The sequence below is a fragment of the Ningiella algicola genome, assembly GCF_028401415.2.
GTDB lineage: Bacteria > Pseudomonadota > Gammaproteobacteria > Enterobacterales > Alteromonadaceae > Glaciecola.
The window spans coordinates 1,485,400-1,511,389 of the sequence record NZ_CP171821.2; the positions used below are offsets into that span (position 1 = coordinate 1,485,400).

The window sequence follows — 25,990 nt, forward strand, 5'->3', positions numbered from 1 at the left end:
TTTCCTTTTTTACTTAGCGAGACATCCATCCGCCGTCAACAAGCATAATATGGCCATTCATATAATTAGATGCTTGGCTAGATAAGAAAACAACCGCACCCGCCAAGTCTTCAGGTTTACCCCATTTACCACAAGGAATTCGGGCAGTAATGCTGGCGTTTCTTTCTTCATCTTGCCTTAGGTTGTAGGTGTTATCCGTTTCAAAATAACCAGGGGCGATAGCGTTAACTTGAACGCCTGCACTGGCCCATTCATTCGCTAAGGCTTTAGTAAGCTGCGCTACGCCGCCTTTACTAGCTGCATAGGCAGGGACGGTAATGCCACCCGAAAAACTGAGTAAGGAGGCAATATTAATAATTTTACCCGAGCCTTGCTCCAACATGTGCTTGCCTACTTGGCGACAAAACTTAAACACCCCATTTAAATTAACATTTATTACTTCATTCCAATCATCGTCGGAAAATTCATGCGCAGGACTTCGCTTGATGGTGCCTGCATTGTTCACCAGAATATCGATTTTCCCGTAGGCTGATAACGTATCGTCAATTACCTGAGTAATTTGCTGTCCGTCGGACTGGTCGCAACCTAGCGCCATGGACGGAATATTTTTTGACTTTAAGATTTCTAGTGTCTGTGACAGATTACCAACTCTTGACCCTACTACCACAACTGTCGCACCCGCCTCGCCCAAGGCAATCGCCATGGCCTGACCTAAACCGCGACTTGCTCCAGTCACAATAGCGACCTTGTTTTTAAGTCCAAACTTTTCATTCAAATAAGCTTGCATTTCACCATCCACTTAACAATTTTGCAACACTATTGCCTAGATTAGATTTACTTAGCTCTCAGCACAAGCCGAGTAGCCAAGCGCTCTTTGGTACACGAGTGTAACCCGCCACATTATGATTGTAAATGATTGGTAAATGGTTCTATTTCATAAATTCTTATGCATTTATAGTCATTAATTACCACTTTAAATCAAATTAAGCTAAGATATATTTTGTCTATACATAACTAAAGTTGCCGACTAAACTATGGAACAAAATATAACTAACAGTGATATTGCGGAGAAAGGTTTACCAATGTTAGAGAAACATAGGCAACAATTGATAAAAGATATTCTCGATCAACAGCAGTTTGCGAGCGTACGCAGTTTAACCGAAAAACTTAACACCTCTGAAGCGACCATACGCCGCGATATTACGAAGATGGCAAAACGCAACGAAATCACAAAGATTCGAGGCGGTGCAGAATCAATCAACAGTATGCCGAAGAAAAAACATATTGCCAGTTCGGCATTTATGGTAGACAAGACCAAGCGCTCTGAAACCAAAAAGCGCATTGCAAAAAGAGCTGTTGAGTTATGCTCCGATAGCGAATCCATTATAATTAATGGCGGCAGTTCGACATACATGATGGGCGAGTTTCTGCCCGAGCTCGATGTAAACATACTGACGAATTCATTTGTGCTTGCCAACTACCTCACGGAAAATAGCGACAATCAAGTCACCCTGCCTGGTGGAGAAATTTATCGTGAGCAAGGCATCATATTAAGCTCCTATGACAACGACTGTACTGAATACTACTATGGCAGTATGATGTTTATGGGCACGCCTGGCATAGGCAAGTTTGGTGTAATGGAGTCTGATCCGCTGTTAATTCGCTCAGAGCAGAAATTGCGCAAGCAGGCTGAGAAGCTCGTTATTTTGGCAGACAGCTCGAAAATTGGTGAACGCAGTAATTTTGTATTCTGTCCTTTATCGGAAGTCGACATTTTAATAACTGACTCAAAAGCTTCGCCAGAGCAACTTCGCTTTTTCAAAGACAATGGTATTGAAGTTATCGTGGTTGAAGCGCTGGACGAGTAGGTGAAGTTTAGATCTAGTTATCACAGATGACCAAATAACGAAGGTCTTAGCTCAAAAGAGATAGCCATTTATCTCTATAGACAGATAGACCATCTAGCTGCGTGCACTCTGCTTTTTTTAATTCAATGTTTGCGTCTATCGTTTGCCAATGACTAAGATAGGCTGCACCTAACACCGTACCGGTTGCATCAAGCGATAATGACACATCCTGATCACTCCTAAGTTGATTCAGCACTGCGCACAAAAGCGGATTCTTTAAGAACGCTCCCTCAATAATGACATCACCTCGTGCTTGTAAGCTGCTAAGTTGATAATCAATCATTAAGGCACAATAAAGCGTAGCAAGTGCACTTCCACTTACCTTGTCAACATGCCCAATAAATTGTGGCTGGCGCCCACCGAAGGGACCCGAGCCCTCGCTAAAGTCGGGTAAAGCAAACACTTGATTATGGATAATTGCTTTAAGATCGCACTCGTCAAACTGTTCACCTAGCCACGAGCCGGCTTGCTCGCAAATACTTTCAAATTCGCGCCCCCCCATAAATCTCGCGCAAGCAATGGGCTCACCTAAAGCGTCTACGTTCGCCAACATATCGCGAGATGCATCGAGCTTCTCTAAGGGTGTCTGAGATGCCATTAAGATAGTCCATGTGCCCGTTGAGATGACGGTAAACGGGGACGCTCCTTTGGCCAAGCGATATCTCAAAAAGCTTGCATTACTATCGTGAATGCCGCTGAAAAATTGACAATCTTCATCTAATCCTAATGAGCTGCGTAAATGCTCGTGTATCACACCACAGTTAAACCAAGCCGGTTTCATGGGAGGAACTAGATCACGGCAATCCAGCGCATCAACGAGGCTTGAGAAACTATTATTTTTTACCGACCATAAGTCAGTATGGCAACCAAAAGACGTGACTTCAGAGACAAGCGTGCCGGTGAAGCGCCACGCCCAATACTGAGGGTACATGAGTATATGGCTTGCTTGACTAAACTTCTTTGGGAATTTCTGCTTGAGCCAGAAAAGCTGCCGCCCAAGGTTAAGTCCAGCCGGTAGACTTGGAGAAAATGACTCATTAAATGGCGGTCGAATTTGTTCATACCCTTCGCTTTGCGCATGCGTTGCGCCATATTCGTAATCCAGAACAGGCAAGACCAATCCATTCTCTTCAGATGAATCTCTATCAATGAGCGCGGCACTTGCCCCGTGGGTGGTGATGGTAATGTGCGTAATCAAAAATGAGGGGGTGAATGCTTTTATCGACTCACACAACCAGTGCCAAATGCCATCGATGTTGGCGCTTGGATAAGCGGTCTGATGATTGACCGTATTTGGCATTTGATTCGCATGCACAGACTTGAAATTTGCATCAAGCACATGCAGTTTCACGTGCGTTTTGCCAATATCGATGATGAGCGTATAAACTTGGCGTTCGTTAATCATAATTTAGCCATCGTACATTCTATGTTCAGTCCTTTGTTAGCATTCGCTCAGGCCTCTGGATTAGCCTTATCGAGTGAAGCAATGTGAGCATATGTGGCCGTGATAAAGTAAACCAAGGTAGGGACAATTAGCCAGGTAGTGATTGTCTGGACATCCTGAGTCATATAAGCAGACACGCCCATATATGCGCAATAGAGCAAGGCTCCCCAAGATACATATTTAGCGATAGTTGCCGTCATGGGCGTTGTAATTTTTCTCGCTTGAGCAGGCGCAGCAGTTTGCAAGTACTCTCGCTCTGCAGCTTGCCTTTTAGACTCCGCTGCCTCGGCTGCCTCAGCTTCAGGATACGCCTCTTTCGCGCCCATTGCTGAGGCGAGAACGATATATAAAACCGTAGAGAAAATCCAAAGGGGAATGAGGATAAAGAACAAATGCAGTAATCCGGTCTGTTCCACAGCAACACCTACTACCATTGATACTATCCAAGTAATAACGGCTGCTAGGTTAGTCGTGTTGCCTTTATAGGATGACCAGTAACGCGTGAGCCCTATTTTTGAGAAAATCCAATGCTCGGTCACAATAATGGCGCCTACTGGAGCTAACAACAGCCCCATGTAGCCGACAAATCCGAGTAATCCAGAAAACACAAATGGCGAACATGCGATAATGGTCGTTATTATTCCTACAACGGTGGTAACTCTAGTGCGTCCCCAAGTATGATTCAGAGAGCTAAAAGCAAGACCTGCGCGATAAATGGTCGGATTTGACGTTGTCCAACCGGCAATAATGACCGCTAAAATGCCCGATGCGCCTAAGGCGGTAAAGGCAACAGAACCGGGGTCAATGGCGGTAATGGTCGTGCCCAATAGAATTGCAGCTCCTGCGCCCATAATGCCTGCACAAATCCAAGCCATGTAGTGCCCTATGAACATGCCGAGCGCCGAGAAATAACCGTAATTCGGATTTTTTGCGAAGCGCAATAAAGTCATGTCTCCAAGGCTGCCGTGCATGGCCAAATTGGCTACCCAAGCGAAAGCGGCGACATGCCAAATCCCAATTTCACCATCAGTATCTTTCCATATTGATTCACTAGCCACTTTAAGAAAGTCACCAAAACTACCGATACTGTCGACGCCTGAGGTAACCGCTACCGTGGTCGGCAACATGACCAAGGCGCCTACAACGAACATCAGAATCATCCACGGCGCGCACACCTCAGCGAAGGCAGCTAATTTCTTAAAGCCTTTTACGGCCATATAAACGACCACAGCGCCAACACCCAAAACCACCAATACAAAGCGATAGTCAGAAGGGAAATAACCAATTTGATCCTCAATACCAAAAAGCACCCTAACCGCTGACGCAGATACCGTGATCATCGCACCCGCCAGCACGCAAAACAGCGCGCCATTGACCACACTGTAGAGTTTTATGGTGCCCGGACCTGCGATTTTTTCCAAATACGCATAAAGGGTTAAGCGAGTATCCGTCGCAATTGGGGCGGTGATTAAGCCCCATGTCAGTACCGCTAATAAATTACCAAATAACAAGCCTAAGAGGATGTCTCCCGCGCCCACGCCCCATGAAACAAACAACGCACCAATTACAAACTCGGTGCCCGCAACGTGCTCACCTGCGTAGCTTGCGGCAAAAGGTTTGGGTCCTTGCAACATTTGTGGCGAAACGGCTTGAGTTTCAAATTCTTGTGCTGTAGACATCTTGTTCTCCGAACTCTCAATGCACAAAGCATTTTGTTGTTATTGTTGTTATGTCATTCGTTCTTAAATGCTTGGATTCAAGCCCTATACGATACCTGAGCCACTGCCGCCGCTGTTAGGACGAACTTTGGCAACTGACTTGCGGTAACCTGACGCACGATAACAAGCAATGGGGTCTATTGCCCCACCTTTGCGCAAGCGTGCCTTTTGAAGTATGGGTGATACATCGATAGTAAAGGCATGTTTGAGCGTGTTACTTGCCATAATGGCATCGTTATCTGTTTGATATTGAGTGAGTTTTTCACGATTCACCAACAATGCGGACACGTACGAACGCTGAACGCTTGCGGCTGAATTCATCAAGCTTTCAATTGGGTCTGTCACGTTATGGGATTGGTCGAGCATGTAGTTGGGATTAAAGGCGTCTTGTTTGCGATATTCTGCATCTACCAACTCATTAAATATTAGAAACTGCTGATACGGATGCAAACTGCCGCTATCTAAATCATCATCACCATATTTGGAGTCATTAAAGTGGAAGCCTCCCAATTTTTTAAACTGAATAAGACGAGACACAATCATCTCGATATTCACATTGGGAGCATGATGCCCTAAATCCACCAGAGACTTCGCTTGGGGCCCTAACTCCATAGCGGCCAAAATATTGCTTCCCCAGTCTTGAATAATGGTAGAGTAAAATGCGGGCTCGAACATTTTGTGTTCAATGTGCAGTTCCCAGTCGCTTGGCAAGCCTGCGTAGATTTCTTTCATACTTTCTAGATAGCGCTCAAAGGCATGCTGGAAGTGCTGCTGACCTGGATGATTAGAGCCGTCACCTACCCAAACCGTCAGCGTTTTCGACCCTAAGACTTGCCCCCATTGAATGCAATCTAAATTGTGCGAAATCGCTAAATCTCGGCTCGCTTTACTGGTATTGCTTAAGCTACCGTATTTGAAGCTATGCTCCTGTCCGGCCTGATCTTGAAAGGTATTTGAATTGATAGAATCCCACTTTAGGTCAAGCGCGTCCGATGCTTCTTTTAGCTCAGAAAAGTCGTCGACTTTATCCCATGGGAAATGCGGTGAGACACGCTCCGTCGCTTGCGATAAATCATTGATTACAGCACTGTCTTCGAGCTTTTCGAAAATATTACGTGGTTCACCCTCGCCAGGAAATCGCGCGAAACGCGTCCCGCCAGTTCCGGTTCCCCAAGACGGCACAGCAATCTGAAAAGCCTCTGCTTTTGCCAGCACCGCCTCGATATTGATGTTTTCTCGCGCCAGTTTATTGCCCAGTGCTTCATAATCTTCTTTTACGTGAGCTTCGATGCTAGCGTTTTGCTCTGCAATAAACGCTTTGTCGATACGTTGTTGAGTCATTCTTATGTTCCTAATTCGGTGTGTTGATTTAGCGTATATACAGGCTTTCGATGAGACTACTAGCGCAAAAACGCTTCATGCAAACCGCCATCAACACTTATAATTTGCCCAGTGGTTTTGCTTAACTGCCCCGACACTAATAAGTAAGCTGCTTCAGCCTGATCAGCTGGTGTAATTGGCTGCTTTGTTAAGGTTCGCTGGGCGTAAAACATCGCTAGCTTGTCACGTAAATCATCATCTGACTCGTCGCTTGAGTGCTCAACACGATATTTTGTTAAGGATGCTATGACGCGATCTCGCGGGAACATTGTGCTGCCTTTGACTACGGTCGCCGGTGCTAAGCCATTAACGTTAACCAGCGGAGCAAGTTCGATAGCTAACTCACGCACTAAATGATTAGCGGCGGCTTTTGAGGTGTCATAGGCAAGTGAGCCCTTTTTGGAAACGGCGGCGTTGACGCTGGTTGTTAATACCATCGCGCCATGTAACTTTTGCGCTTGCCAAATTTTATTTGCCTCGGTTCCTACGATGTATCCACCTTTTACATTCACTGCAAAACTCACATCAAACTGTTGGTCGTCGCTCATGCCAGACTGACCAGGCGCAAGAAATACGCCGGCAGTAACGATGACTTTATCAATGCCACCGTAAGCTAAGATAACCTCGTCAAACATCGCTTTAACGCTTTCTCGATTGGTAATATCAACCGATTGCGCAATAGCCGGGCCGCAACCAGAAATACCAGAACCCGCTACACCAATGCCCTGACCGTAAATCGAAGTGAGCTCATCTGCCGTTTTTTGTGCGGCTTCATGGCGCAAATCGGCACAGACTACATGAGCGCCCTCTTTCGCAACTCTTAGCGCAGTTTCTTTACCGATACCGTCACCCGCGCCAATCACCACCACCACGTCGCGAGCAAGCGGGGCTTCTTTGGGCATTCGCTGTAATTTGGCTTCCTCTAATGCCCAATACTCAATATCAAAGGCTTCTTGTTGAGGTAATGCCGTATAGTCGCTTATTGCTTCTGCACCGCGCATCACTTCTATGGCACAGTTGTAAAATTCTGTGGTTACCCGCGATTCAGATTTGTTTTTACCCCAACCAATAATGCCAACACCAGGGATAAGAATAACGGTCGGACTTGGGTCGCGCATGGCTGGCGAATCGTCCCGCTTACAGGCCTCATAATAGGCTTGATATTCGACCCTATAATTTTCGATACCCACATTTAGCTTGTCGATTAAGGCATCAAAATCGTCGTTTTTTGGATCAAAATCAACATACAGTGGTTGGATTTTCGTGCGCAAGAAATGATCCGGGCAAGACGTCCCTAATTTAGCCAAACGAGGAGCGTCAACACTATTAACGAATCTTAGCGCGGCTTCATCTGTTTGCACGGTGGCAATAAATTTAACTTTGTTTGAGATGATTCCTCTGGCCACCGGTAAAAACCTGGTTAACAGTTCTGTGCGCGCAGCCTCTGCTAAACTCTCGACTTTAGCGCCACCAAAGGTTTGTTCGCCTTTGTCATGCTCTTCTATATATCGCGCCGCAGTTTCAATTACCCATAACGAGGTTTCATAACAGCTCTTACTCTCAGATTCCCAATTGGTATGACCGTGTTGGCCGAGTAAAATACCCACACTATCAGGTTTCTCAGCGTAAGCTTGCTCACACACTAGCGCTGCCTCCCAACCTGGGCGCATCCACGGCACATATGCCATTTTACCGCCCCAGACCTTCTCGGTCAGTGCTTCTTGGTCTTTACAGGAAGCGATAGAAATCACCGCATTAGGATGCAAGTGGTCAACGTGCTTGTCAGCGATCATTGAATGCAGGGGGGTATCAATTGACGATGCACGAGGGTTTAGGCAAAAGTTACAGTGTTTGTACATGCCAATCATTGCATCTTCGCCAGGCGACTTATAGCCCTTATCATCGCGAAGTTGATAAGTGTTATCAAGCGCAGTTAATTTATCTTGGTAGAGCGAAGAGAAGTTTTCTAACTTTGCTGTACGTAAATCACCGCCGGAGCCTTTTACCCATAGCACTTGCACTTGTTCACCGGTAAGAGGATCCGTTTCCATTATTTTCGCAGATGTGTTGCCCCCGCCTGTATTGGTGATGCGTTGGTCTGCGCCTAAAATATTAGACCGATAGACTAAACTCTCAACTTCGCTAAGCTTTTCTGCGTACTCATCATCCCAGTGATAATCAACGTGTTTGTACTGCTCTTTTTTGTCAGACATCGAATCTTTTTCCCACGGGTCTTATTCATGTAATTTTACATTTGTAACGCCATATTAACGACTAAACAAACATAGTCAAGCAATTTAAATCAAATTCAATCACGCTTACAATGCAATACTATTTTTTATAGCAAAGCTTAACATCGTCCAAGAAATTAGAAGAATCAATATCGCCGTTGGACGCCACTAATGGTGTGATCCGCACATGCAGCTTGGTTTCATTTTTTGGTGGAGAAAAACTTCCACGGTGTACCTGCCAACCTGACTTCCCGGTCGATACTTGTGCAATTTCTTTAAAACCATCATCATACTTGACTGAAAACGCGATGGTGTCCACGCCTTGCCGTCCGCGATGCGCCAATTCCCATTCAAAGGTCTTATTTGGTTCAACCATGACGATCTGCTCGTGGTGGTTGCCATCCATTTCTACAAACACTCTACCGTGATAAGCGTTTATCCCTAAAAACCCAGATTGGCCTACCTCAATCTCACCACCTTTTGAAATGCCACCCTGCTGAAGTGAAATGCCTCCTGTTGTAAACCAAGCTGGAAAATCAATTTGAGGGTGAGCATCTAAGAAATACACGCCAGAGTTTTCCCGTCCTAAATCGCTAATCATATCAAAGGCGTTGTTATATCTGGAATTGGCACTTTCTTCAAAGCTGCCATTCACCAGCAAGTTTGAACTACCTGAAAGGCATGCACTTTTAGTTTGCGCATATACTGGTGCACTGGAAAACACCGCTGCAAGGCAAACGGTGCTAATTATTATTACTCGTGAGGACTTATTGAATCTATTAATCGTATCGAACATCATTGGGAACTCCGTCTGAATGGGTTTATCTTAATACGCGCTAATAAACAAAAAAGGATGCTAGTAATACTAAGTCCTCAGGCGATGATGACCATACTTTAACGAACAGGTCATTCAGTCGCAGTGAATGAAGAATAATGAGCGAATTTGACTGTTCAAGGATGGCAGTAAATGGTATGTTTACTAGTCCTAAATACTTAATCGATATCTTAACACTAACCTAATAGGTCCTTTGGCAAAATGATTTAGGCCACTGCCTTTATGACTCACATGGGAGACCAAATGAAAATAGCTTTGATGATGGAATTTAGCCAAGCCGGTAAAAATAGTATCGTGTTTGATCAACTAAACAGCGTAGCAAGCGAACAAGGGCACGAAGTGTTCAATGTTGGCATGAAGGACGACAATGACCATCGCCTTACTTATATCCACCTTGGCATTATTTCTGCCCTGCTGCTAAACAGCAAAGCGGTTGATTTCGTAGTGGCGGGTTGTGGAACAGGACAAGGTGCGCTTATGTCATTAAATGCATACCCTGGCGTGGCCTGCGGTTATTGTATCGACCCTGCTGATGCTTATTTATTTGCACAAATCAATAATGGCAACGCACTTGCCCTTCCCTTTGCAAAAGGATTCGGATGGGGAGCGGAATTAAACCTACGCTATGTCTTTGAAAAAGCATTTACCGGCGAAACAGGCTTAGGCTATCCACCCGAGCGCAGAGAGTCTCAAGTAAGCAATGCAGGTATTTTAACCAATGTAAAACTTGCTACGAGCAAGCCGTTTCTAGACGGCTTGAAAGCCCTGGATCCAGAGCTTGTTAAGCAAGCTGTAGGCTCTGCGCATTTTCAAGCGTGTTTCTTCGATGGCTGCCAAGACGACGATTTGAAAACCTTTGTTCGCTCATTCACATAAGCGCAGCTAAATACATTCGATATGGGGAATTAAGTTTGGCGGTTCCCCTTTGTTATAGGCTGTTGTCATCAATTTCAGCGGAGACCTAAGCAGGCAGCACAACGGCGTGCTTGGGAATCAATTTATATAGAAAACCAATAGATGCTCTCAACTCACTCATTGAAAAACCTATCGCTTGTGTATCTTCAAACTCAGCAAATTTATTATGTCGCATCACAGACTAGCGCATGTTTGTTTTGTCCGTTTTCGAAAATGTAATTTTCGGAATCGAACAGTTTTTCTAAACAAGATTTCCAATCTCAAAAATATTATCCATAATTATCAATTACTTATAATTTAAAAGTAATTGGCATAATCCTCGCTATGTCCGAATAAACACAAGCGCTTTGTAGTAGCAATCCTACACGGATGTGAAATCTGAGTTAAGGAACAGTCATGGACATACCAATTGATGACAAAAAATCCTCTATCAATAAAAGACGTGTGCTGCGAGCAGGTGCTTTCTGTATGCTTCTAATTGCCCTTATCGCCGCATTTACCCAACTTCAGCCAGCCTTACCGAGTATTGATGAATCTGAGCTGTGGATTAGCGAAGTTCAGCATGGCAATTTCACGCGTCAGGTTCGAGGTGTTGGGGTGTTAGCGCCTTCTGAAATACGATGGATTGCGGCAAATACAGCAGGTCGCGTTGAGCGAGTGCTGGTAAAGCCTGGCGCAGTCGTAACCCAGGGCACCGTCATTGCGCAATTGTCTAATCCACTCCTCATCGGAGAATTGCAGCGCGCGCGCTGGGAGTTGGATGCTGCACAAGCGAATTTACTTGCGCTAAAAGCGCAGCTTCAAGAGCAAAGTCTTGAGCAAAAGCTGTTAATTACCCAAGCAAAAATGGATCTCCAAGCCGCTCAACTTAAAGAGCAGGCTGAAAAGCCTTTAGCGAAACAGCATATTATTTCGGATTTAGAGTTTGCAAAAACGGAGCTCAACACCAAACAAAGCCAAGCCATTCTGGATATCCGCCTCGAAACACAGCAACACAGAACTCAGCTAACCAGTGCAAAATTAGCAGCAGAACAAGCACAAGTCAGAAAGTTCAGCAATATGCTGGAGCATTTTGAAGAACAAATTGAAGCCTTAACCATTACGGCAGATATTGCTGGCGTGCTTCAACAAATTTCCGTTGACGTTGGACAGCGCGTGGAAATAGGCAGCAATATTGCCAGAATAGCGAGACCCGATTCACTTTTGGCCGAGCTTCAAGTGCAGGAGAATTTAGTACAGGACTTACAGCTGGGTTTACCAGTATCAGTGGATACCCGAAACGGCATCGTTGCAGGCAAGGTGGCAAGAATCGACCCCAGAGTCATTAATGGCAATGTGCAAATTGATGTTGAGCTAATCGAGCAGCTGCCCAGTGGCGCTCGCCCTGATCTTAGCGTGATAGGCACTATTGTGGTGGAACAAATCAGTGATGCCCTATACATCGACCGGCCAAATGGTGCGAGCGCGCAGTCGGACGTACAGCTGTTTAAGCTGGATGCATCTGAACAGTATGCAAGCTTAGAAAATATTCATTTGGGCAAGGCATCTGTTTCCAGTATACAGGTGCTATCTGGTCTTAAGCGTGGCGATCAGGTTGTTGTATCAGATATGGGTGAATACCAGCAGCATAGTCAAATCAAAATAATTCAGTAGAGAAGACGTTTGGAGAGAGTCATGAATCAATCTAGCCCAATTATCAGCTTGGAAAACGTGAGCAAAGTGTATCGCACGGGCGAAATAGAAACCCACGCGCTGTCGAACATTCAGTTTGACATTAACGAAGGTGAGTTTCTATCAATTTCCGGGCCATCGGGCTGTGGTAAGTCGACGCTACTCTCAATGTTGGGACTATTAGACGTGCCAACAACCGGACAATACTTAATTAATGGAAAAGCGACCGAAAGCTTAAACCTCGATCAACGAGCAAAACTACGTTGTGAATCAATTGGCTTTGTTTTTCAAGCCTTCAATTTGATTGGCGATTTATCAGTGTTCGAAAATGTTGAACTGCCTTTGCAATATCACAAAGGCTTATCTAAAACGCAGCGGCGCACTAAAGCCTCCACTGCACTTGAAAAAGTAGGCATGAGTCATCGTGAACGACATTTTCCCAGTCAGCTCTCAGGGGGGCAACAGCAGCGCGTTGCAGTTGCTCGCGCGCTCGTCAACGATCCAAGCTTGCTGTTGGCCGACGAGCCAACCGGAAACTTAGACTCTAAAAACGGTGAAGCGGTGATTCAACTACTCAAAGAACTCAACGAACAAGGCACGACAATCTGCATGGTAACTCATGACAATCGATATTCAGACATAGCCAATCGTGTTGTTCAACTTTTTGATGGAAAACTAGTAGACGAACAACTGTCTCCTCATCCGATGGCAAACGCCGCACTCTCATAAACGCAACATATCTAAGGAGAGCAGTATGGAAACCTTTATTTCAGACATGAAGTTTGGACTGAGAAACCTCCGGTCGAAACCTCTTTATACCTTTATTGCACTATTAACACTGAGCATTGGCATTGGCGCCACAACTGCTATGTATACCTTGGTTAACAATGTTTTGTTACAGCCATTACCCTTCCCTAATTCAAACGAATTAGTGCTGGTGCAAACCGTAAACAAAAAGACTGGCGCGGTGAATCGCTCATTCTCAATCGACTTCTATGAGCGATTGAAAGCCTCACCTTCCCAACTGAGACAGTTAGTATTTTATGCTTATGACCAAGCTACGCTTGAAATTGCCGAGCAACAAAAGCCCTTAACGCTAATGCTAACCAGTAACAACTTTATGCAAACTATAGGGGTTCAACCTTTACTTGGGCGATGGTACAGCAAAAATGATATCAATCAGCAAAGTGTTCTCATTAGCTACGATGTTTGGCAAGGCGAACTAAAAGGCGTTGAGAACGTGCTCAGCAAAACGATTCGGCTGAACAAACAAGAGTTTTCTATCATCGGCGTGATGCCAAAGGGGTTTTCTACGCTGGGATATGCTAGCGCGGCGTTTTGGATGCCAATTGATAAGCTAGAAAGGCCTGTAAACCTTGCAGGAAGACTTGAAAGCGGAATCACAATTGACCAGGCAAAGCGCCAATCTGGTGCGTGGCAGCGAATTGTTGATAACACCTCCGAAGACTCACAAAGCGTATTTGAAATCGATTATGTGTCGGTTTTAGATGAATTGGTTAAAGACAGCCGCCCTGCACTTTATCTGTTGTTAGCCTCGGTAATCGCAGTGTTTTTAATTGCCGTACTTAATGTTGTAAACCTAAGTTTTGCGCAGTTTAGTAACCGCACTCAAGAACTTGCAGTTAGGGTATCTGTGGGTGCAACACGCACCCGATTGTTAAGGCAGCTGCTCAGCGAGAGCAGTCTGTTGTGCTTTATTGGCGGGGCGCTTGGACTTTTGCTTGCCGCTTGGGCAATAGAGGGTATACAAGCGATGATGGGTTCGCGTTTGCCACGCTCTTACGAAGTTGGTCTTGATGCCAACGCGCTGATTGCCGTTGTTATCCTGATAACTTTAGCCACCATAGCAACGTCTATCATTCCTGGGTATAGCATAGCCAACCCTAAAAAGCTTGCCGAAGCAATTAAGCAAGCAGGGCGCAAAGCCACTTCAGATAAACAAAGCCAGCAAGTACGCCGTTTTTTAGTGTCAGGAGAAGTGGCTATTGCCGTTGTTTTGTTAATATTCACTGGATTGCTACTAAAGAGCTACACCTTACTTTCGCAACAAGACACTGGGTTTAACAGTGAAGGCATTGTGACAGGACATGTATGGCTAGCTGACAATTATGAGCCAAAACCGACACGCCCAGCTTACTGGTTGAGACTAGTTGAAGAGCTTAAAAATATTCCCTCGGTAATATCGGTTGCAGCCACTTCCACAATGCCAATGGGACGAACGGGTATTGATTTTCCAGTGAGTTATTCATATCCCCAAGCGCCTGCCGTACCGAGAGGTGAAGAACCCAAGGCAGCAGTAAGAACGATAACGCCTGATTATTTTGAGCTCTTAGAAGTTGATATTATAGAGGGACGTGAATTCGATATGAGAGACACGCCTGACAGTGCACCCGTTGTTGTGATTAATGAGCGTCTTGCCAAAGAAGCCTGGCCAAACGAGTCAGCGGTCGGCAAAACCTTAACGGTACCTGATTGGATGGGTGGAAGAAAACTTATTGTCGGCGTAGTAGGCAATGTCAAGCATCGTGGGCTCAGAGCGCAAGTACAAAACGAGTTTTTCTTACCGGTCACGCAATTACACTATCCCGGTATGAGCTTTTTAGTAAAAACGCAGTCCAAAGACTTCAATCAAATTAAGAATATGATGCTACAAAGCGCTATCGAGCTAGAAACTACTGCTCCCATGATTCTACTAGAGTCCCTCGAAGCACTTACCAAAGATTCCATTGTGTCTGAGCGCATAATGCTCAACATCATGGGGATTTTTGCCGCACTGGCCTTATGTCTGGCAAGCATTGGTGTTTATGGCATTAGCGATAACATGGTGAGTCAACGAATCAATGAAATTGGCATTCGCATGGCAATTGGCGCAAATGCATCGCAGATAAGAAAGTGGATTATCTTGGATACAATTAAACCTGTTGCAGTAGGTGCTATCGCCGGTCTCATTTGTGCACTTATTGGTGGTCGCTTGCTCGCAAGTTCGCTCTACGGCGCAAAACCGTGGGATTTTGTTACTTTTGCATCAATCCCACTTATACTGATAATAGTTGGGTTTATTGCTACATGGCTACCTACTCGCAAAGCGACGCGAGTACATCCACAAATCGCATTGCAGTACGATTAAATTTACGCTCTTAATTATATTTAACCTGAATCCTGTTTAAGAAAGACAATAATAAAATGGTAAAACCATGCTCAATAGCACCATATTAGTAGCCGACGACCAAAAGCATATTCGAGACTCGCTTGAACTTTTGCTTGAACCAGAAGGCTACTCACTTATACAGGCAAGTTCTCCACCGCAAATATTGGATAAAGTGCGCAAACACAATATTAGTTTGATATTGATGGACATGAACTATGCAACAGATACCACATCCGGGCAAGAGGGGCTGGCGCTGATTGAAAAGCTTCGGGAAATGGATAGCAAGCTTCCAATCTTGGTAATGACCGCATGGGCAAACATTGAATTAAGTGTCAAAGCAATGAAACTCGGCGCCAATGACTTCGTCGAAAAGCCATGGAATAACCTGCGCTTGCTGTCACTGATCAGCAATCAATGCAAGCTAGCAAATGAGCAAAAAATCAATCAAAAGTGGCTACAACTAAATAGACAAGACAATGAAACCAGCGATTTTGTTGCCCTTTCTATCACTATGCAAAACGTGATAAAGCTTATAGAAAGAACCGCCGCGACAGATGCAAACATACTATTAACGGGTGAGAGTGGTGTCGGTAAAAGTTTGATAGCCGGCCTTATCCATAACTCTAGCAATCGAAAAGACAAATCATTTGTCAGCGTTAATATGGGCGCGCTGGCCGACACGCTGTTTGAAAGCGAGTTGTTCGGTCATCAAAAAGGGGCGTTTACCGACGCAAAATCAACGCGTATTGGCCGTTTTGAAATGGCCGAAGGCGGCACCTTGTTCTTGGACGAAATTGCCAACATTCCTTTGCCACTTCAAGCAAAATTGTTGAGGGTGCTCGAATCAGGTGAATTTGAATCCCTGGGCTCCTCAAAAACCGTACGAGCAGATGTCAGAATAATCTCTGCCAGCAACGTGAATTTTGAACAAGAAATTGAATCAGGTAGGTTTCGGCAGGATTTGCTCTATCGATTGAACACCATTGTGATTGACATACCGCCGTTGAGGAAAAGACCGGAAGACCTTTTACCCCTCGCAGAACAGTTTTTACGTGCACAACTTAAAAAATATAGGCGAACAGGTCTCAAATTCAGCGATGAGGCGCTCAAAGCAATTAGAAAGTATCATTGGCCTGGCAACGTAAGGGAACTGTCACACTGTATTGAACGTTCAGTGCTAATGGCCATGGGTACACAGATTATGGCGCAGGACTTAGGTATTGCGACTGCAGCGTTACCGCTAACCTTGGATAATATGACCTTGGAGCAGGCAGAACAAAGCTTAATTCAAAGTGCCTTGCAAAAGCACAACGGCAATGTTTCGGAGGCCGCAGATCAACTGGGCATTTCGCGAGCCGCCCTCTATCGTCGACTGGAAAAATATGGCAATCTCGAATAAGTATTATTATTCATCAATTTCACTGTAATGTATTGCCTGCATGCAAAATCGAAAAGCATCAAACATTAAAACTAACAGATCGCCAGAAAAAACCGTGTTCGTCTGGCTAGCAGGACTCAGCCTAGTCTTTATCGCAAGTTTATGCCTGATCCTGTGGGTAGCAGACTTCTCGCTTTTAAGCGTTCTCACTATCGTTCCACTAATGATACTGCTGTGCATATTTGTTGTATCCCATGTTCGTAAAGTTCTCGAGTCGCACTTTTTTAGTTTAGCCAACGTACTCGAAAGCTTAAAAATGAGAGAATATGCCTTACGCCTTAATCCACCAACTGGCGATGACGCATGGACTCAGGTATACCGGGAAATTGACGAGCTTGCTAAGGCTCTCCAAAAAAATCAGATTGAGACGGTTGAGTCTGGAATTATTCTTGAAAAACTTTTAGGGGAATTTGATATCCCTGTCTTTGTGTTTGATCGCCACGAAAAGCTTAGCAATATCAATCAGGCTGCCGCTCACCTCTACGACAAAAGCAAAGCAGATCTATTGGGATTAAGCACAAAACAGCTTATGTTGCATGATGCGATGAAGCTTGACTCAGGCCAAGTATTTGACCGGTGGTTTCCAAACAGAGGGGGGCGCTGGGAACTAAAGAAAAACTTCTTCATTCAGGATGGTCAACGGTTCACTTTGGTGCTCGTCAACGATTTATCAAAAGCACTGCGGGAGGAAGAGCGACATGCGTGGCAGCGATTAATTCGCGTATTGGGCCATGAACTCAATAATTCACTTGCATCGATTATTTCAGTAAGTGATAACTTGTCCAATAAACTTCAGGACGAAAAAGACGAAAAATGGTTAAGGTACTGTGAAAAATCGCTCGGTGTGATCAATGAGCGTAGTCAAAGTTTATCTCGTTTTGCTCAATCTTACGCCCAGCTTGGAAAGCTGCCTCGCCCCCATAAAGAACAGTTTGATATAGCAAAGTTGATTGACAGTGTGTGCACCTTGCTTAAAGGCACTTTTGACTATTCAAAAACACAAACACTTCAGATTGAAGCAGACCGAGACCAACTGGAACAAATGCTCATTAATCTTTTAAAAAATGCAGTGGAGGCATCATCAATCACGAGCCCTGTTAACATTGAATGGACAGCATTCGAACAAGGAGTGAGGATGCGCATAAAAGACTGCGGGGCAGGCTTGCCCACGAGCGACAATTTATTTGTCCCTTTTTTCACCACAAAAGAAAACGGTAACGGCATTGGCCTATTCTTATGTAGACAAATTGCAGAAGCACATGGCGGCTTTCTCACCTTGCTTAACCGTCAAGATGCCAAAGGATGCGTGGCAGAATGCTGGTTACCTTGCGTATCCAGCTAGCAATTTCACTATTTTTGCAGACTATTCCCAGCCTTGGATAAACGACAGTGCATACGTTTGTATTACGAGCAGCTGGGCATCAAAACTTCTCAGGTCTCAGTATTTTAATGTCCTCAAGATACGTAATCCCAGAATAGTTCTTAAAATATTTGTCGCGCACCTTATCCATAATCGCTTCTGCCATTTGCGTATTATTTACGATTATCTCAATTTGAATATTAGCAAAATCATCCACCACCGATGCGCGTTCAGTCGTGGAGCGAATATTCCGACTCCCCTTGCCACCAGCGGGAATAATGGTGTAGCCAGTCGCGCCGCAATCATCAATAATTTTGCACACGCCTTTAGCGATAATTTTTTCAGTAACGATTACGACTTTTTCTGCGATATGAAGCGTCATTTTGCTCGTCTCTTTTTCTGTTAAGCGTGTTAAAAAACCATTTGTGCCAGTACGATGAAAAGCGGAATGCATATGGCAATTGCCACTGGAGTGCCCACACTGGTTGATGCGCCAATGTACGCTGACGGATTTGCCCATGGAATACCGCTTCTTAAGGTTGGCGGCCCTGAAATATCCGAGCTAGAAGCGGCCATCACCGCTAGTAACACCACTCCGCCGGGGCTAAAGTCGACTATATGATGGGCAATGTAGCCTAAGCCAAAGGCAATAAGCCCATGCACAATAGGGCCTAAAAAGGCATATACAGCGTACCAATGCGCCACCCTTCTTAACTCATTGATGCGCGCATAGGCCTCCATTCCCATAATATGCATAAGTATAGATAAAAAACCCCGAAACAGCGGCTCATAAAAGCTGTCGAATACTCTGTCGGGCGTGGTCAGCAAACCCAATGCTAAGCCTAAAAGTAATGCAGACAAGGCTGAACCTTGAAGGCTTTCTTTGATAATGCCCCACACATCCACATCGCTCTGGTCGCTTTGTTGGCTGCCATCTTCGGCGCTGCGTTTTTTCATGTATATATTGGCAAGCACAATTGCAAGCACCAGTGCGGGTATGTCCATGAAGGGATACAAGGCTGGCACCCACGCTTCATAAGCAATGGACTCCTCTTCCATGACCACCATTACCGCAGCAAAAGTAGAGGCGCTAACTGCACCGAATAAGCCAGCAGTCGCGTAGCCATCTTCTTTTTTGACACTGGGAATGAGCGAGAATATGAACACCCCTAAAAGAACAATGACGATGCCAGTGACCATTGCAAAAAAAGCCGGTAGCAGCATTTCAGCCAAATTCGCATCACGAATTTCCATACCGCCTTTGATGCCAATTTTCATGAGCAGCATGAACACAATAAATTTATAAATCGCATCCGGGATGCTTAATCGACTTCCTAATGCCGCGATAAGCATGCCGCCCACTAAAAAACCGAGCGTAGGAGACTGAAACTGCGACAGCAAACGCAGTAGAAAGTCGTAAAGAAAGTCCATTTTTTCGTCTACTTCAAGAGTTCGTGATCAGGCGGGAGTTGCTTGCTTATCCATACCACTAATCGGTGCTTTAAATTGGCTAAGTCTTCTTTGTCTTCCGGCAAAGGCACAATGAGTTTATCATGCACTAACAATCGATAAAGGCTTTCAATCTTTTGTTTTGAGGAATCTGTGGGCGAAAAGGATTTATAGCCCCTACCCTGAGCGTAACGCTGAGCAACTTCTATTGCTTTTTTCAAAAGTGCGTTTTCATTTCTTATTTTTTTCATGGCGTCAGTGCACAATGTGCGATCCAAGCTTAGGTAAAACAAGAGTAAGCGATATATATGGGATACGCAACAACCCCCTGACGAAGTCATAGATAGCACCTTTACTGCGCATTCCTCGAAGTTATTGAGAACTAATATATAGATAAAATAATCTCGGGCCCTTGAGTCCTCACAATACCTTTTTGCATTTGCAAGTTCTGAGACTAAGCTTAGTGAGACGATTGCTCTTGGGGATAGACTGAATGCCTGCATATAGAAAGTTTTTGAAAACGAAGCTCGAAGATCAATTGGATAGCAAATTGTTTCCTGGGATGCGCACGATCGGTGCAGGCTTTGATGCTACTTCGGAATTTTGTTCGCCTAAAGGGGTGCGCGCTCAGATCATTGATTTAGGCGAGAACGTGGCGAGTGGGGTTGGCGATCTCATCATATCTGAACGAGTTGAGCTACGTGATGCGGCCTCTGGTATGTCGGAGATGATAGAAACGAGTACAATGAATGAATTTCACTCAGAGCTATCCGCGCGATTCAAGCTCAGCGGAAACTACGGCTCCTTCAAGGGTGAGATTTCAGCGGCGTTAGATAAGAACAGTAGCTCAAAGATTTCAACGCACTATCAATGCTATAACAGACAAATCTACCAGTGGATGCTGCAGTTCAATTTTACCGCTCACGATCTAAGGCGCTACATGTTGGATGAGGTGCAGAAGCATTTCGACGATGATGAATATGCGCCAGCCGATTTAGTCCGCGACTATGGGACACACGTTCTTTACCAGATTATTTTAGGTGGGCGGTGTTCGTATCCCTGCACTATTGATAGCACAGAAATGGTAAACGGAACTGAGATCAGAGGGGCCGCTAAAGCTAGCTTTGAAGCGGTGACGAGTTCAGGTCAAATGGAGGCGGACGCTTCCAAACGCGAGAAATATACTGAGCTAGACACCAAATCTTCAGGGCGCCTGCGAGTAATAGGGGGCGATCCTGCGAAGGCTGATGCTATCAAGACTCCGGGGATGTTGTCTAAATGGGCTGATAGTGTCAAAGACCACCTGATGTTTGTCGACTGCCCCGATAACGGGATCGTTAGAATCAGTGAATTAATTGAGAACTCCGCGCGCAAGAAGGCTGTTGACGAGGCCATCGAGAAGGCGTTGGCAGGCAGCCCATACCCCGCGCCAGATCCAAATTTAGTGCCTATTTATGGTTTCAAACGCACCTGTGATTCTGAAGGTAGACCAAAAGGCTGGCCGTGGTATTTTTCTCAAAATCCGCAACCCCAAACGGGTTTCAGTGCGGCAGGTAAACGATTCTGGGCGTTTAAAAGCCAAGTCGCCGATACCGTACCAGTTTACCAGCAAAAGCAAGGCGCCGATGGGGGAGGTAGTTCTTTCTACAAGTTGTCGGTCGAGAAAAATATTGAGAACTGGACCAATATGGAAATCGCTTTCTACGCCTACCCGAATGAGGTTGGCTCAGCTAAGCCACTTTACGCCTATTTTAGGAATGGTTACAAAGATACAAGCGGCGAGTTTTATACAACAACCCGCCTCAAAAACCAGCCTTGGACGCCCTTACCTGGTGCACCTTGCTACGTTCCAGATGTCTAGCCTCGTAAAAGGTAGCGATATGAAAAAGTGTTTTTTGTTTTTCTTGGTACTCACCATGAATGAAGTACAAGCAAATGAGACCTTAAGGGCTGCTATACCAAGTGCTGAGGTAATCATAAACGATTCAGACTACTATCAACATATAGTAGGTTCTCGCCCCGGACGGAAAAATAGCTTTAGGTTGGAGCTAGAGCAAATAAATGGGCAGACGGTGGTGCATAACTATGGTCATGGTGGCTACGGTGTAACGCTTTCGCCCGGAACTGCGATTACATCTATTCAATTAGCAAAGAATAAGCTGGTTTCTGCGCCTAAAATTGTGGTAATTGGTGCAGGTATAAACGGTGCAACCATTGCCTATATGCTTGCAAAAGAAGGTTACAAAGTCGAAATAGTCAGTAAAGACTATTATCCTAAAAATGTGTCTGGCGTAGCGGCCGCCCTCTGGAACCCATATACTCTCGAGGCTGAGAGTGAAACCCGCTCACAATTGCTTTTTCAAGTCCAAAACGATTCGCTCAATTATTTCATTAATCTTATGCCAGATGATTCATGGGGCATCAGGCCCGTAGACGTATTCGTCCCGACCAATGACGCAGTGGTGTCTGAAATTCCTTTCTTTTTGCCTTTTGAGCAAACACCGATTAAATGGCACCGAACATTACCGATCAGTGGATTCAAAATAAGCGGATATCAAGCCTCCACATATTTTATTGATACAAGCATCTATATGCCCAAGCTCATGAAAGAACTAAACAACGCGGGTGTTTTAATTACTCAAATGGAAATACAGAGCTTGGGTGATTATACAAAAACCCTAGAAGCGGGTTCAGTTGTGTTTAATGCTACGGGATTGGGTGCAAAATGGTTGGTACCAGATACTAGCGTGGAGCCTATCCGAGGAGACTTGTGTATTTTTGACAATCAAGATATACGCTCTGAATTAAGTAATGATTATATTCTTATGTGGGGTGAAAGACCTGATTACCTCTTTACCCGCGTATCTAATAAAAAACAAACGGGGCAATATATTTTGGGTGGCGTTTATGAATATGGCGATGCATCAACCGAGATAAAGCCCCACTTTTGTGAACGAACAATAAAGAGTTACCATGCGTTTATCGAGCAAGCGACAGGTGAGTCCGATTCTGATGAGCCCTGAGTTTGGCAAGTTGACAACAATTAGGAAGAACTTGATACAGCAAAGTCATCTTTAAGCCAATGATGCAATGCACGAATTCATTGGTAATCAAACGCTAATATATCGCAAGAAGCGTTTACACCTCCGTTTAAAAAACAGCCGCCCTTAGAATAAAAATTAGACACTCATCTATTTACAAATCGACGATTAACTGGAATCATCTACTGAGTGATTGCATACGGAAGTACTCGCAACGGTCTTCATTTAAGGCGAGGTAAATGCCACATCTCTCGCAGCTTCAACAGGAATGCTCGCAAACGTTTACAATACTAAATCAACGGACTGTATACCATGAATCAATCTTCAAATTATTTAAGCCGAATGGGGCTTTATAAACTCGCAATAGCGTTTAGTTTCATTTTTTGTGCGGCAAACTCACATGCCAGCGTTATAAACTTTTTCGCCTCAGATACTGATTTGCATGTAGGCGACACCTTTTCTGTTTTTGTTACATATGAAGAGATTGTCCAAGAGCGGGATTCAGCTAACTTGCTTGAAAGCGCCTCTTTCTTTTTTGCTTTCGACCAAGATATTATAAGTAGCACAGGTTCCGAAATACTGCCCGAAGGAATCGGTTTCTTTGACTTAATTTCTAACCAAGAAGTGTTTGTCCCAGGCCCGCCGGATAGTGACCTTACCGTTAGAGATGTTGAACTCACATTCTCACCTACCACCACAGACGATATGCGCTTTGCGTCGCAAGTTACCAATAATGCGGACGATTTTTTTACGATTGGTCGATTCGATTTCATTGCAACTGACGTTGGCTCTTGGACATTTTCTCTAGGTGACCCAAGCAGCTTTTTTACCACACAAGAGGTGCTTGAAACAATTAACACAACGTTTCCTAGATTTACCATCAATATAAGCGAACCAATAACGCAAGCCAATGCGCCATCATTGGTTGTATTTAGCTTGTTGTGTTTAGGGCTAATTGCTTATCGCAAAACGCCACGGTAAGCATCCCTCATACGACATAATTGCTAAAAAGCTTGGGCGGATTAGTCGAAGCCCTCTGCCTAAGCTTCGGCCCGCTTGTTACGACTATTCTCAAGATGCAGAAAATACACACGCAACAAATTCAGCCGCTCATACGACACCCTTTCACCGAGTGCTTCAAACACGGGTTTTAATCGCTCAGTGCCGTGCTCTTTAAATGCTGCTAGGCCTGTTGCGAGCGTTACATCGTCCAGCGCCATCTCTGACAAAATCTGTGTTGTCGAATTTAGGCTTTCACCCTGTTGTACATACTTGTAGAGGTGAGTGAAAATGGTGCCTTCTTTCACTTTATGCGCCTGAACAAGTTCTGCGATAGACTTGCCGCTAACAAACTGTTGAGCTATCTCGCGCGTTTTATTGCCTAATTGCGGTTTATCATTGGCTTTACTTGCCTTGCTTGGTTTGACTGAAGCACTCTTATGGTTCTCGACTTCCTTTAAGTTATTGTCTTCGCAATATTGGGCAATAATCGGTATGAAAATGTCGGCATATTTTTGCGCTTTACTTTGCCCCACCCCATGAATTTGCAACAAGCTTGGCTCGCTATGCGGAAAGTAATATGCCATTTCTTGCAGTGACCTATCTGAAAATATGGCGTAGGGCGGCACATTGGCTTCATCCGCCAAACGCTTACGAAGGACTTTAAGCTGCATCACTAAATCTTGATCGCCAACTGGCATTTCAGGCTTGGAAACAGGTGTTCTAGATGTGCGTGATTCAGGCTTTTGCAGGCGCGCCATAAATGCTACACGCCCCTTCAAAACATCTTGGGCAGAAGGGGCTAGTTTTAGACCACCATATTGTGTGTCTTGCAGCAAATACCCTTTCTGAATAAGCTGCCTGCCCAGCGCCATCCACTGTTTTTTGCTGTATTCATTTCCGATGCCGTAGGTGGATAACAAATTGTGGCGGTTGCTGAGTACCTTTTCCGCATTTGAACCGCGCAGCACGTCGACGATGTGGCCTGCCCCAAATATCTGTCCTGTACGATATACACATGACAAAAATTTCTGGGCTGCCACGCTTAAATCTTCTTGCTGCTTGTCTTCGTTTAAGCAGTTGTCACATTTACTGCACTCATTTACCGCATCGTGCTCACCAAAATATTTAAGCAAGGGCGTGCGCCGGCAACTTTCCGTTTCTGCAAGGGCAAGCATTTGATTTAGGTGCATGGTTGCCAAGCGCTTTTCTTGTTCGTTTTGCATCTGCTCAATAAAAAAGCGATTTTTGCCAATGTCGCCGTAGCCAAAGAGGAGCAAGCAATCCGCATCTAGACCGTCTCGCCCTGCCCGACCAATTTGTTGATAGTAGCTCTCAATATTTTTAGGTAAATCGTAATGCAAAACATAACGTACATCGGGTTTATTGATGCCCATACCGAAGGCGATAGTTGCGACGATAATTTGCACATCGTCGCGCACGAATTGCTCTTGGTAATCACTGCGCTTTTGGTGATTTAAACCCGCATGATAAGCGAGCGCTGAGTAGCCATCGTCTTGTAAACGCTGGGCAAGTTCATCTACTCCCGAGCGCGACTGGCAATAAATAATGCCCGACTGCTGAGGGTGCTTGTCTATAAACGCTTTGGCTTGCTGGTAGGGTGATTCTTTTTCACTCACGGCAAGATAAAGATTCGGCCTGTCGAAACTGGCAATAAACTCACTGTTACTTGCAATGTTGAGCTGGCGTTTAATATCTTCTCTAACTCGAGGTGTAGCCGTAGCGGTAAGCGCCACACAAACTGCACCATCAAAGCGCTCAACGAGGGTGTGAAGCTGACGATACTCTGGTCGAAACTCATGCCCCCATTCTGATATACAATGCGCTTCATCGATGGCTATGCAAGAGACCTGCACGCTCTGCAATATATCGAGTATGGCGGCTTGCAAGGCGGTTTCAGGCGCCAAAAAGACAAGTTTTGTTTGTCCGCTTTTAATTCCCTTAACATTATGATTGTATTCTTGTGGGCTTAAAGTACTGTTTAAAAAGCAAGCGGGAACGTTTAACTCATCCAATTGCCGAACTTGATCCTGCATGAGTGAAATTAGCGGCGAGATGACAATAGTAAGCCCATCAAACATCAATGCAGGTATTTGGTAGCAAAGAGACTTACCCCCACCTGTTGGCATAATCGCGAGCGTGTTTTCAAAGGCCAAAACACTGCTGATGATATCTGCTTGCGACGAGCGGAATGCGTCATATCCAAAGACTTCTTGGAGAAGTTGGTTTGCGCGACTTAAGCTATATTTCGTGTCAACGCTTTGCTCAGAAGGAGATGAGTTAAATTCAGCCAAGATGTTTTGCTCGTTGAAGTAAAAATTTATCCATATGATACCTTTTTCCATATTTTAGTGACGCTGTATTTAGGTATAGTATTAAACGTGCAAAACGTAAATACTACGCTTGATTTAC

General features: G+C 44.8%; 20 protein-coding genes. 10 read left to right on the plus strand and 10 right to left on the minus strand.

The window, feature by feature from the left end; translation table 11 throughout:
• Positions 1 to 13: 13 nt before the first annotated feature.
• Complete coding sequence (kduD, locus tag PN836_RS06550) at positions 14 to 787, minus strand: 2-dehydro-3-deoxy-D-gluconate 5-dehydrogenase KduD (protein WP_395344445.1); 774 nt, start codon at positions 785 to 787, stop codon at positions 14 to 16.
• Positions 788 to 1,082: 295 nt separating this feature from the next.
• Between kduD and PN836_RS06555 the strand changes: the two genes are divergently transcribed.
• Positions 1,083 to 1,868, plus strand: a complete 786-nt coding sequence (locus PN836_RS06555) for a DeoR/GlpR family DNA-binding transcription regulator (RefSeq protein WP_395344446.1) — start codon at positions 1,083 to 1,085, stop codon at positions 1,866 to 1,868.
• Positions 1,869 to 1,914: 46 nt separating this feature from the next.
• Here PN836_RS06555 and PN836_RS06560 read toward each other — a convergent pair whose 3' ends face one another.
• The 5 genes from PN836_RS06560 to PN836_RS06580 all read right to left on the minus strand — a co-directional run bounded on the left by PN836_RS06560 (position 1,915) and on the right by PN836_RS06580 (position 9,479).
• Positions 1,915 to 3,312, minus strand: a complete 1,398-nt coding sequence (locus PN836_RS06560; RefSeq protein WP_395344447.1) for an FGGY-family carbohydrate kinase — start codon at positions 3,310 to 3,312, stop codon at positions 1,915 to 1,917.
• A 47-nt stretch (positions 3,313 to 3,359) separates the two neighbouring features.
• Positions 3,360 to 5,030, minus strand: a complete 1,671-nt coding sequence (locus tag PN836_RS06565; RefSeq protein WP_395344448.1) for a nucleoside transporter — start codon at positions 5,028 to 5,030, stop codon at positions 3,360 to 3,362.
• Positions 5,031 to 5,114: 84 nt separating this feature from the next.
• Positions 5,115 to 6,410, minus strand: coding sequence for an L-rhamnose catabolism isomerase (rhaI, locus tag PN836_RS06570; protein WP_395344449.1), 1,296 nt, complete (start codon positions 6,408 to 6,410; stop codon positions 5,115 to 5,117).
• Between the two features lie 59 nt (positions 6,411 to 6,469).
• Positions 6,470 to 8,662, minus strand: a complete 2,193-nt coding sequence (locus PN836_RS06575; protein ID WP_395344450.1) for a bifunctional rhamnulose-1-phosphate aldolase/short-chain dehydrogenase — start codon at positions 8,660 to 8,662, stop codon at positions 6,470 to 6,472.
• Positions 8,663 to 8,780: 118 nt separating this feature from the next.
• Positions 8,781 to 9,479 (minus strand): hypothetical protein, encoded by a 699-nt coding sequence (locus PN836_RS06580; protein ID WP_395344451.1) that lies wholly within the window; start codon positions 9,477 to 9,479, stop codon positions 8,781 to 8,783.
• Between the two features lie 279 nt (positions 9,480 to 9,758).
• Between PN836_RS06580 and PN836_RS06585 the strand changes: the two genes are divergently transcribed.
• The 6 genes from PN836_RS06585 (at position 9,759) to PN836_RS06610 (ending at position 18,050) form a co-directional block, all read left to right on the plus strand.
• Entirely contained in the window at positions 9,759 to 10,391 is a 633-nt protein-coding gene (locus tag PN836_RS06585; protein WP_395344452.1) for an RpiB/LacA/LacB family sugar-phosphate isomerase, read from the plus strand.
• Between the two features lie 435 nt (positions 10,392 to 10,826).
• Complete coding sequence (locus tag PN836_RS06590) at positions 10,827 to 12,083, plus strand: efflux RND transporter periplasmic adaptor subunit (protein ID WP_395344453.1); 1,257 nt, start codon at positions 10,827 to 10,829, stop codon at positions 12,081 to 12,083.
• 21 nt (positions 12,084 to 12,104) lie between these two features.
• Entirely contained in the window at positions 12,105 to 12,830 is a 726-nt protein-coding gene (locus PN836_RS06595) for an ABC transporter ATP-binding protein (RefSeq protein ID WP_395344454.1), read from the plus strand.
• A 25-nt stretch (positions 12,831 to 12,855) separates the two neighbouring features.
• The gene (locus PN836_RS06600; protein ID WP_395344455.1) at positions 12,856 to 15,249 is read left to right on the plus strand and encodes an ABC transporter permease; all 2,394 of its coding nucleotides are present in this window, start codon (positions 12,856 to 12,858) and stop codon (positions 15,247 to 15,249) included.
• Between the two features lie 67 nt (positions 15,250 to 15,316).
• Entirely contained in the window at positions 15,317 to 16,669 is a 1,353-nt protein-coding gene (locus PN836_RS06605; RefSeq protein WP_395344456.1) for a sigma-54-dependent transcriptional regulator, read from the plus strand.
• A 40-nt stretch (positions 16,670 to 16,709) separates the two neighbouring features.
• On the plus strand, positions 16,710 to 18,050 hold the full coding sequence (locus PN836_RS06610) for a sensor histidine kinase (RefSeq protein ID WP_395344457.1): 1,341 nt from the start codon (positions 16,710 to 16,712) through the stop codon (positions 18,048 to 18,050).
• 79 nt (positions 18,051 to 18,129) lie between these two features.
• Here the strand turns inward: PN836_RS06610 and PN836_RS06615 are convergent, their stop codons facing one another.
• The 3 genes from PN836_RS06615 to PN836_RS06625 are packed head-to-tail and all read right to left on the minus strand — an operon-like array spanning position 18,130 to position 19,768.
• A complete protein-coding gene (locus PN836_RS06615) occupies positions 18,130 to 18,450 on the minus strand; it encodes a P-II family nitrogen regulator (protein ID WP_395344458.1) in 321 nt (106 codons plus the stop codon).
• Positions 18,451 to 18,479: 29 nt separating this feature from the next.
• Positions 18,480 to 19,499, minus strand: a complete 1,020-nt coding sequence (locus tag PN836_RS06620) for a sodium-dependent bicarbonate transport family permease (RefSeq protein ID WP_395344459.1) — start codon at positions 19,497 to 19,499, stop codon at positions 18,480 to 18,482.
• A gap of 8 nt (positions 19,500 to 19,507) precedes the next feature.
• A complete protein-coding gene (locus tag PN836_RS06625; RefSeq protein WP_395344460.1) occupies positions 19,508 to 19,768 on the minus strand; it encodes a DUF5062 family protein in 261 nt (86 codons plus the stop codon).
• A gap of 242 nt (positions 19,769 to 20,010) precedes the next feature.
• On the opposite strand from PN836_RS06625, the gene PN836_RS06630 reads away from it, so the two are divergent.
• From PN836_RS06630 to PN836_RS06640, 3 genes are all read left to right on the plus strand, one after another.
• A complete protein-coding gene (locus PN836_RS06630; protein WP_395344461.1) occupies positions 20,011 to 21,378 on the plus strand; it encodes an MAC/perforin domain-containing protein in 1,368 nt (455 codons plus the stop codon).
• Positions 21,379 to 21,397: 19 nt separating this feature from the next.
• The gene (locus tag PN836_RS06635; protein WP_395344462.1) at positions 21,398 to 22,540 is read left to right on the plus strand and encodes an FAD-dependent oxidoreductase; all 1,143 of its coding nucleotides are present in this window, start codon (positions 21,398 to 21,400) and stop codon (positions 22,538 to 22,540) included.
• Between the two features lie 330 nt (positions 22,541 to 22,870).
• The gene (locus PN836_RS06640) at positions 22,871 to 23,539 is read left to right on the plus strand and encodes a hypothetical protein (protein WP_395344463.1); all 669 of its coding nucleotides are present in this window, start codon (positions 22,871 to 22,873) and stop codon (positions 23,537 to 23,539) included.
• Positions 23,540 to 23,598: 59 nt separating this feature from the next.
• Here PN836_RS06640 and recQ read toward each other — a convergent pair whose 3' ends face one another.
• The gene (gene recQ / locus PN836_RS06645; RefSeq protein WP_395344464.1) at positions 23,599 to 25,872 is read right to left on the minus strand and encodes a DNA helicase RecQ; all 2,274 of its coding nucleotides are present in this window, start codon (positions 25,870 to 25,872) and stop codon (positions 23,599 to 23,601) included.
• Between the last annotated feature and the right edge of the window lie 118 nt (positions 25,873 to 25,990).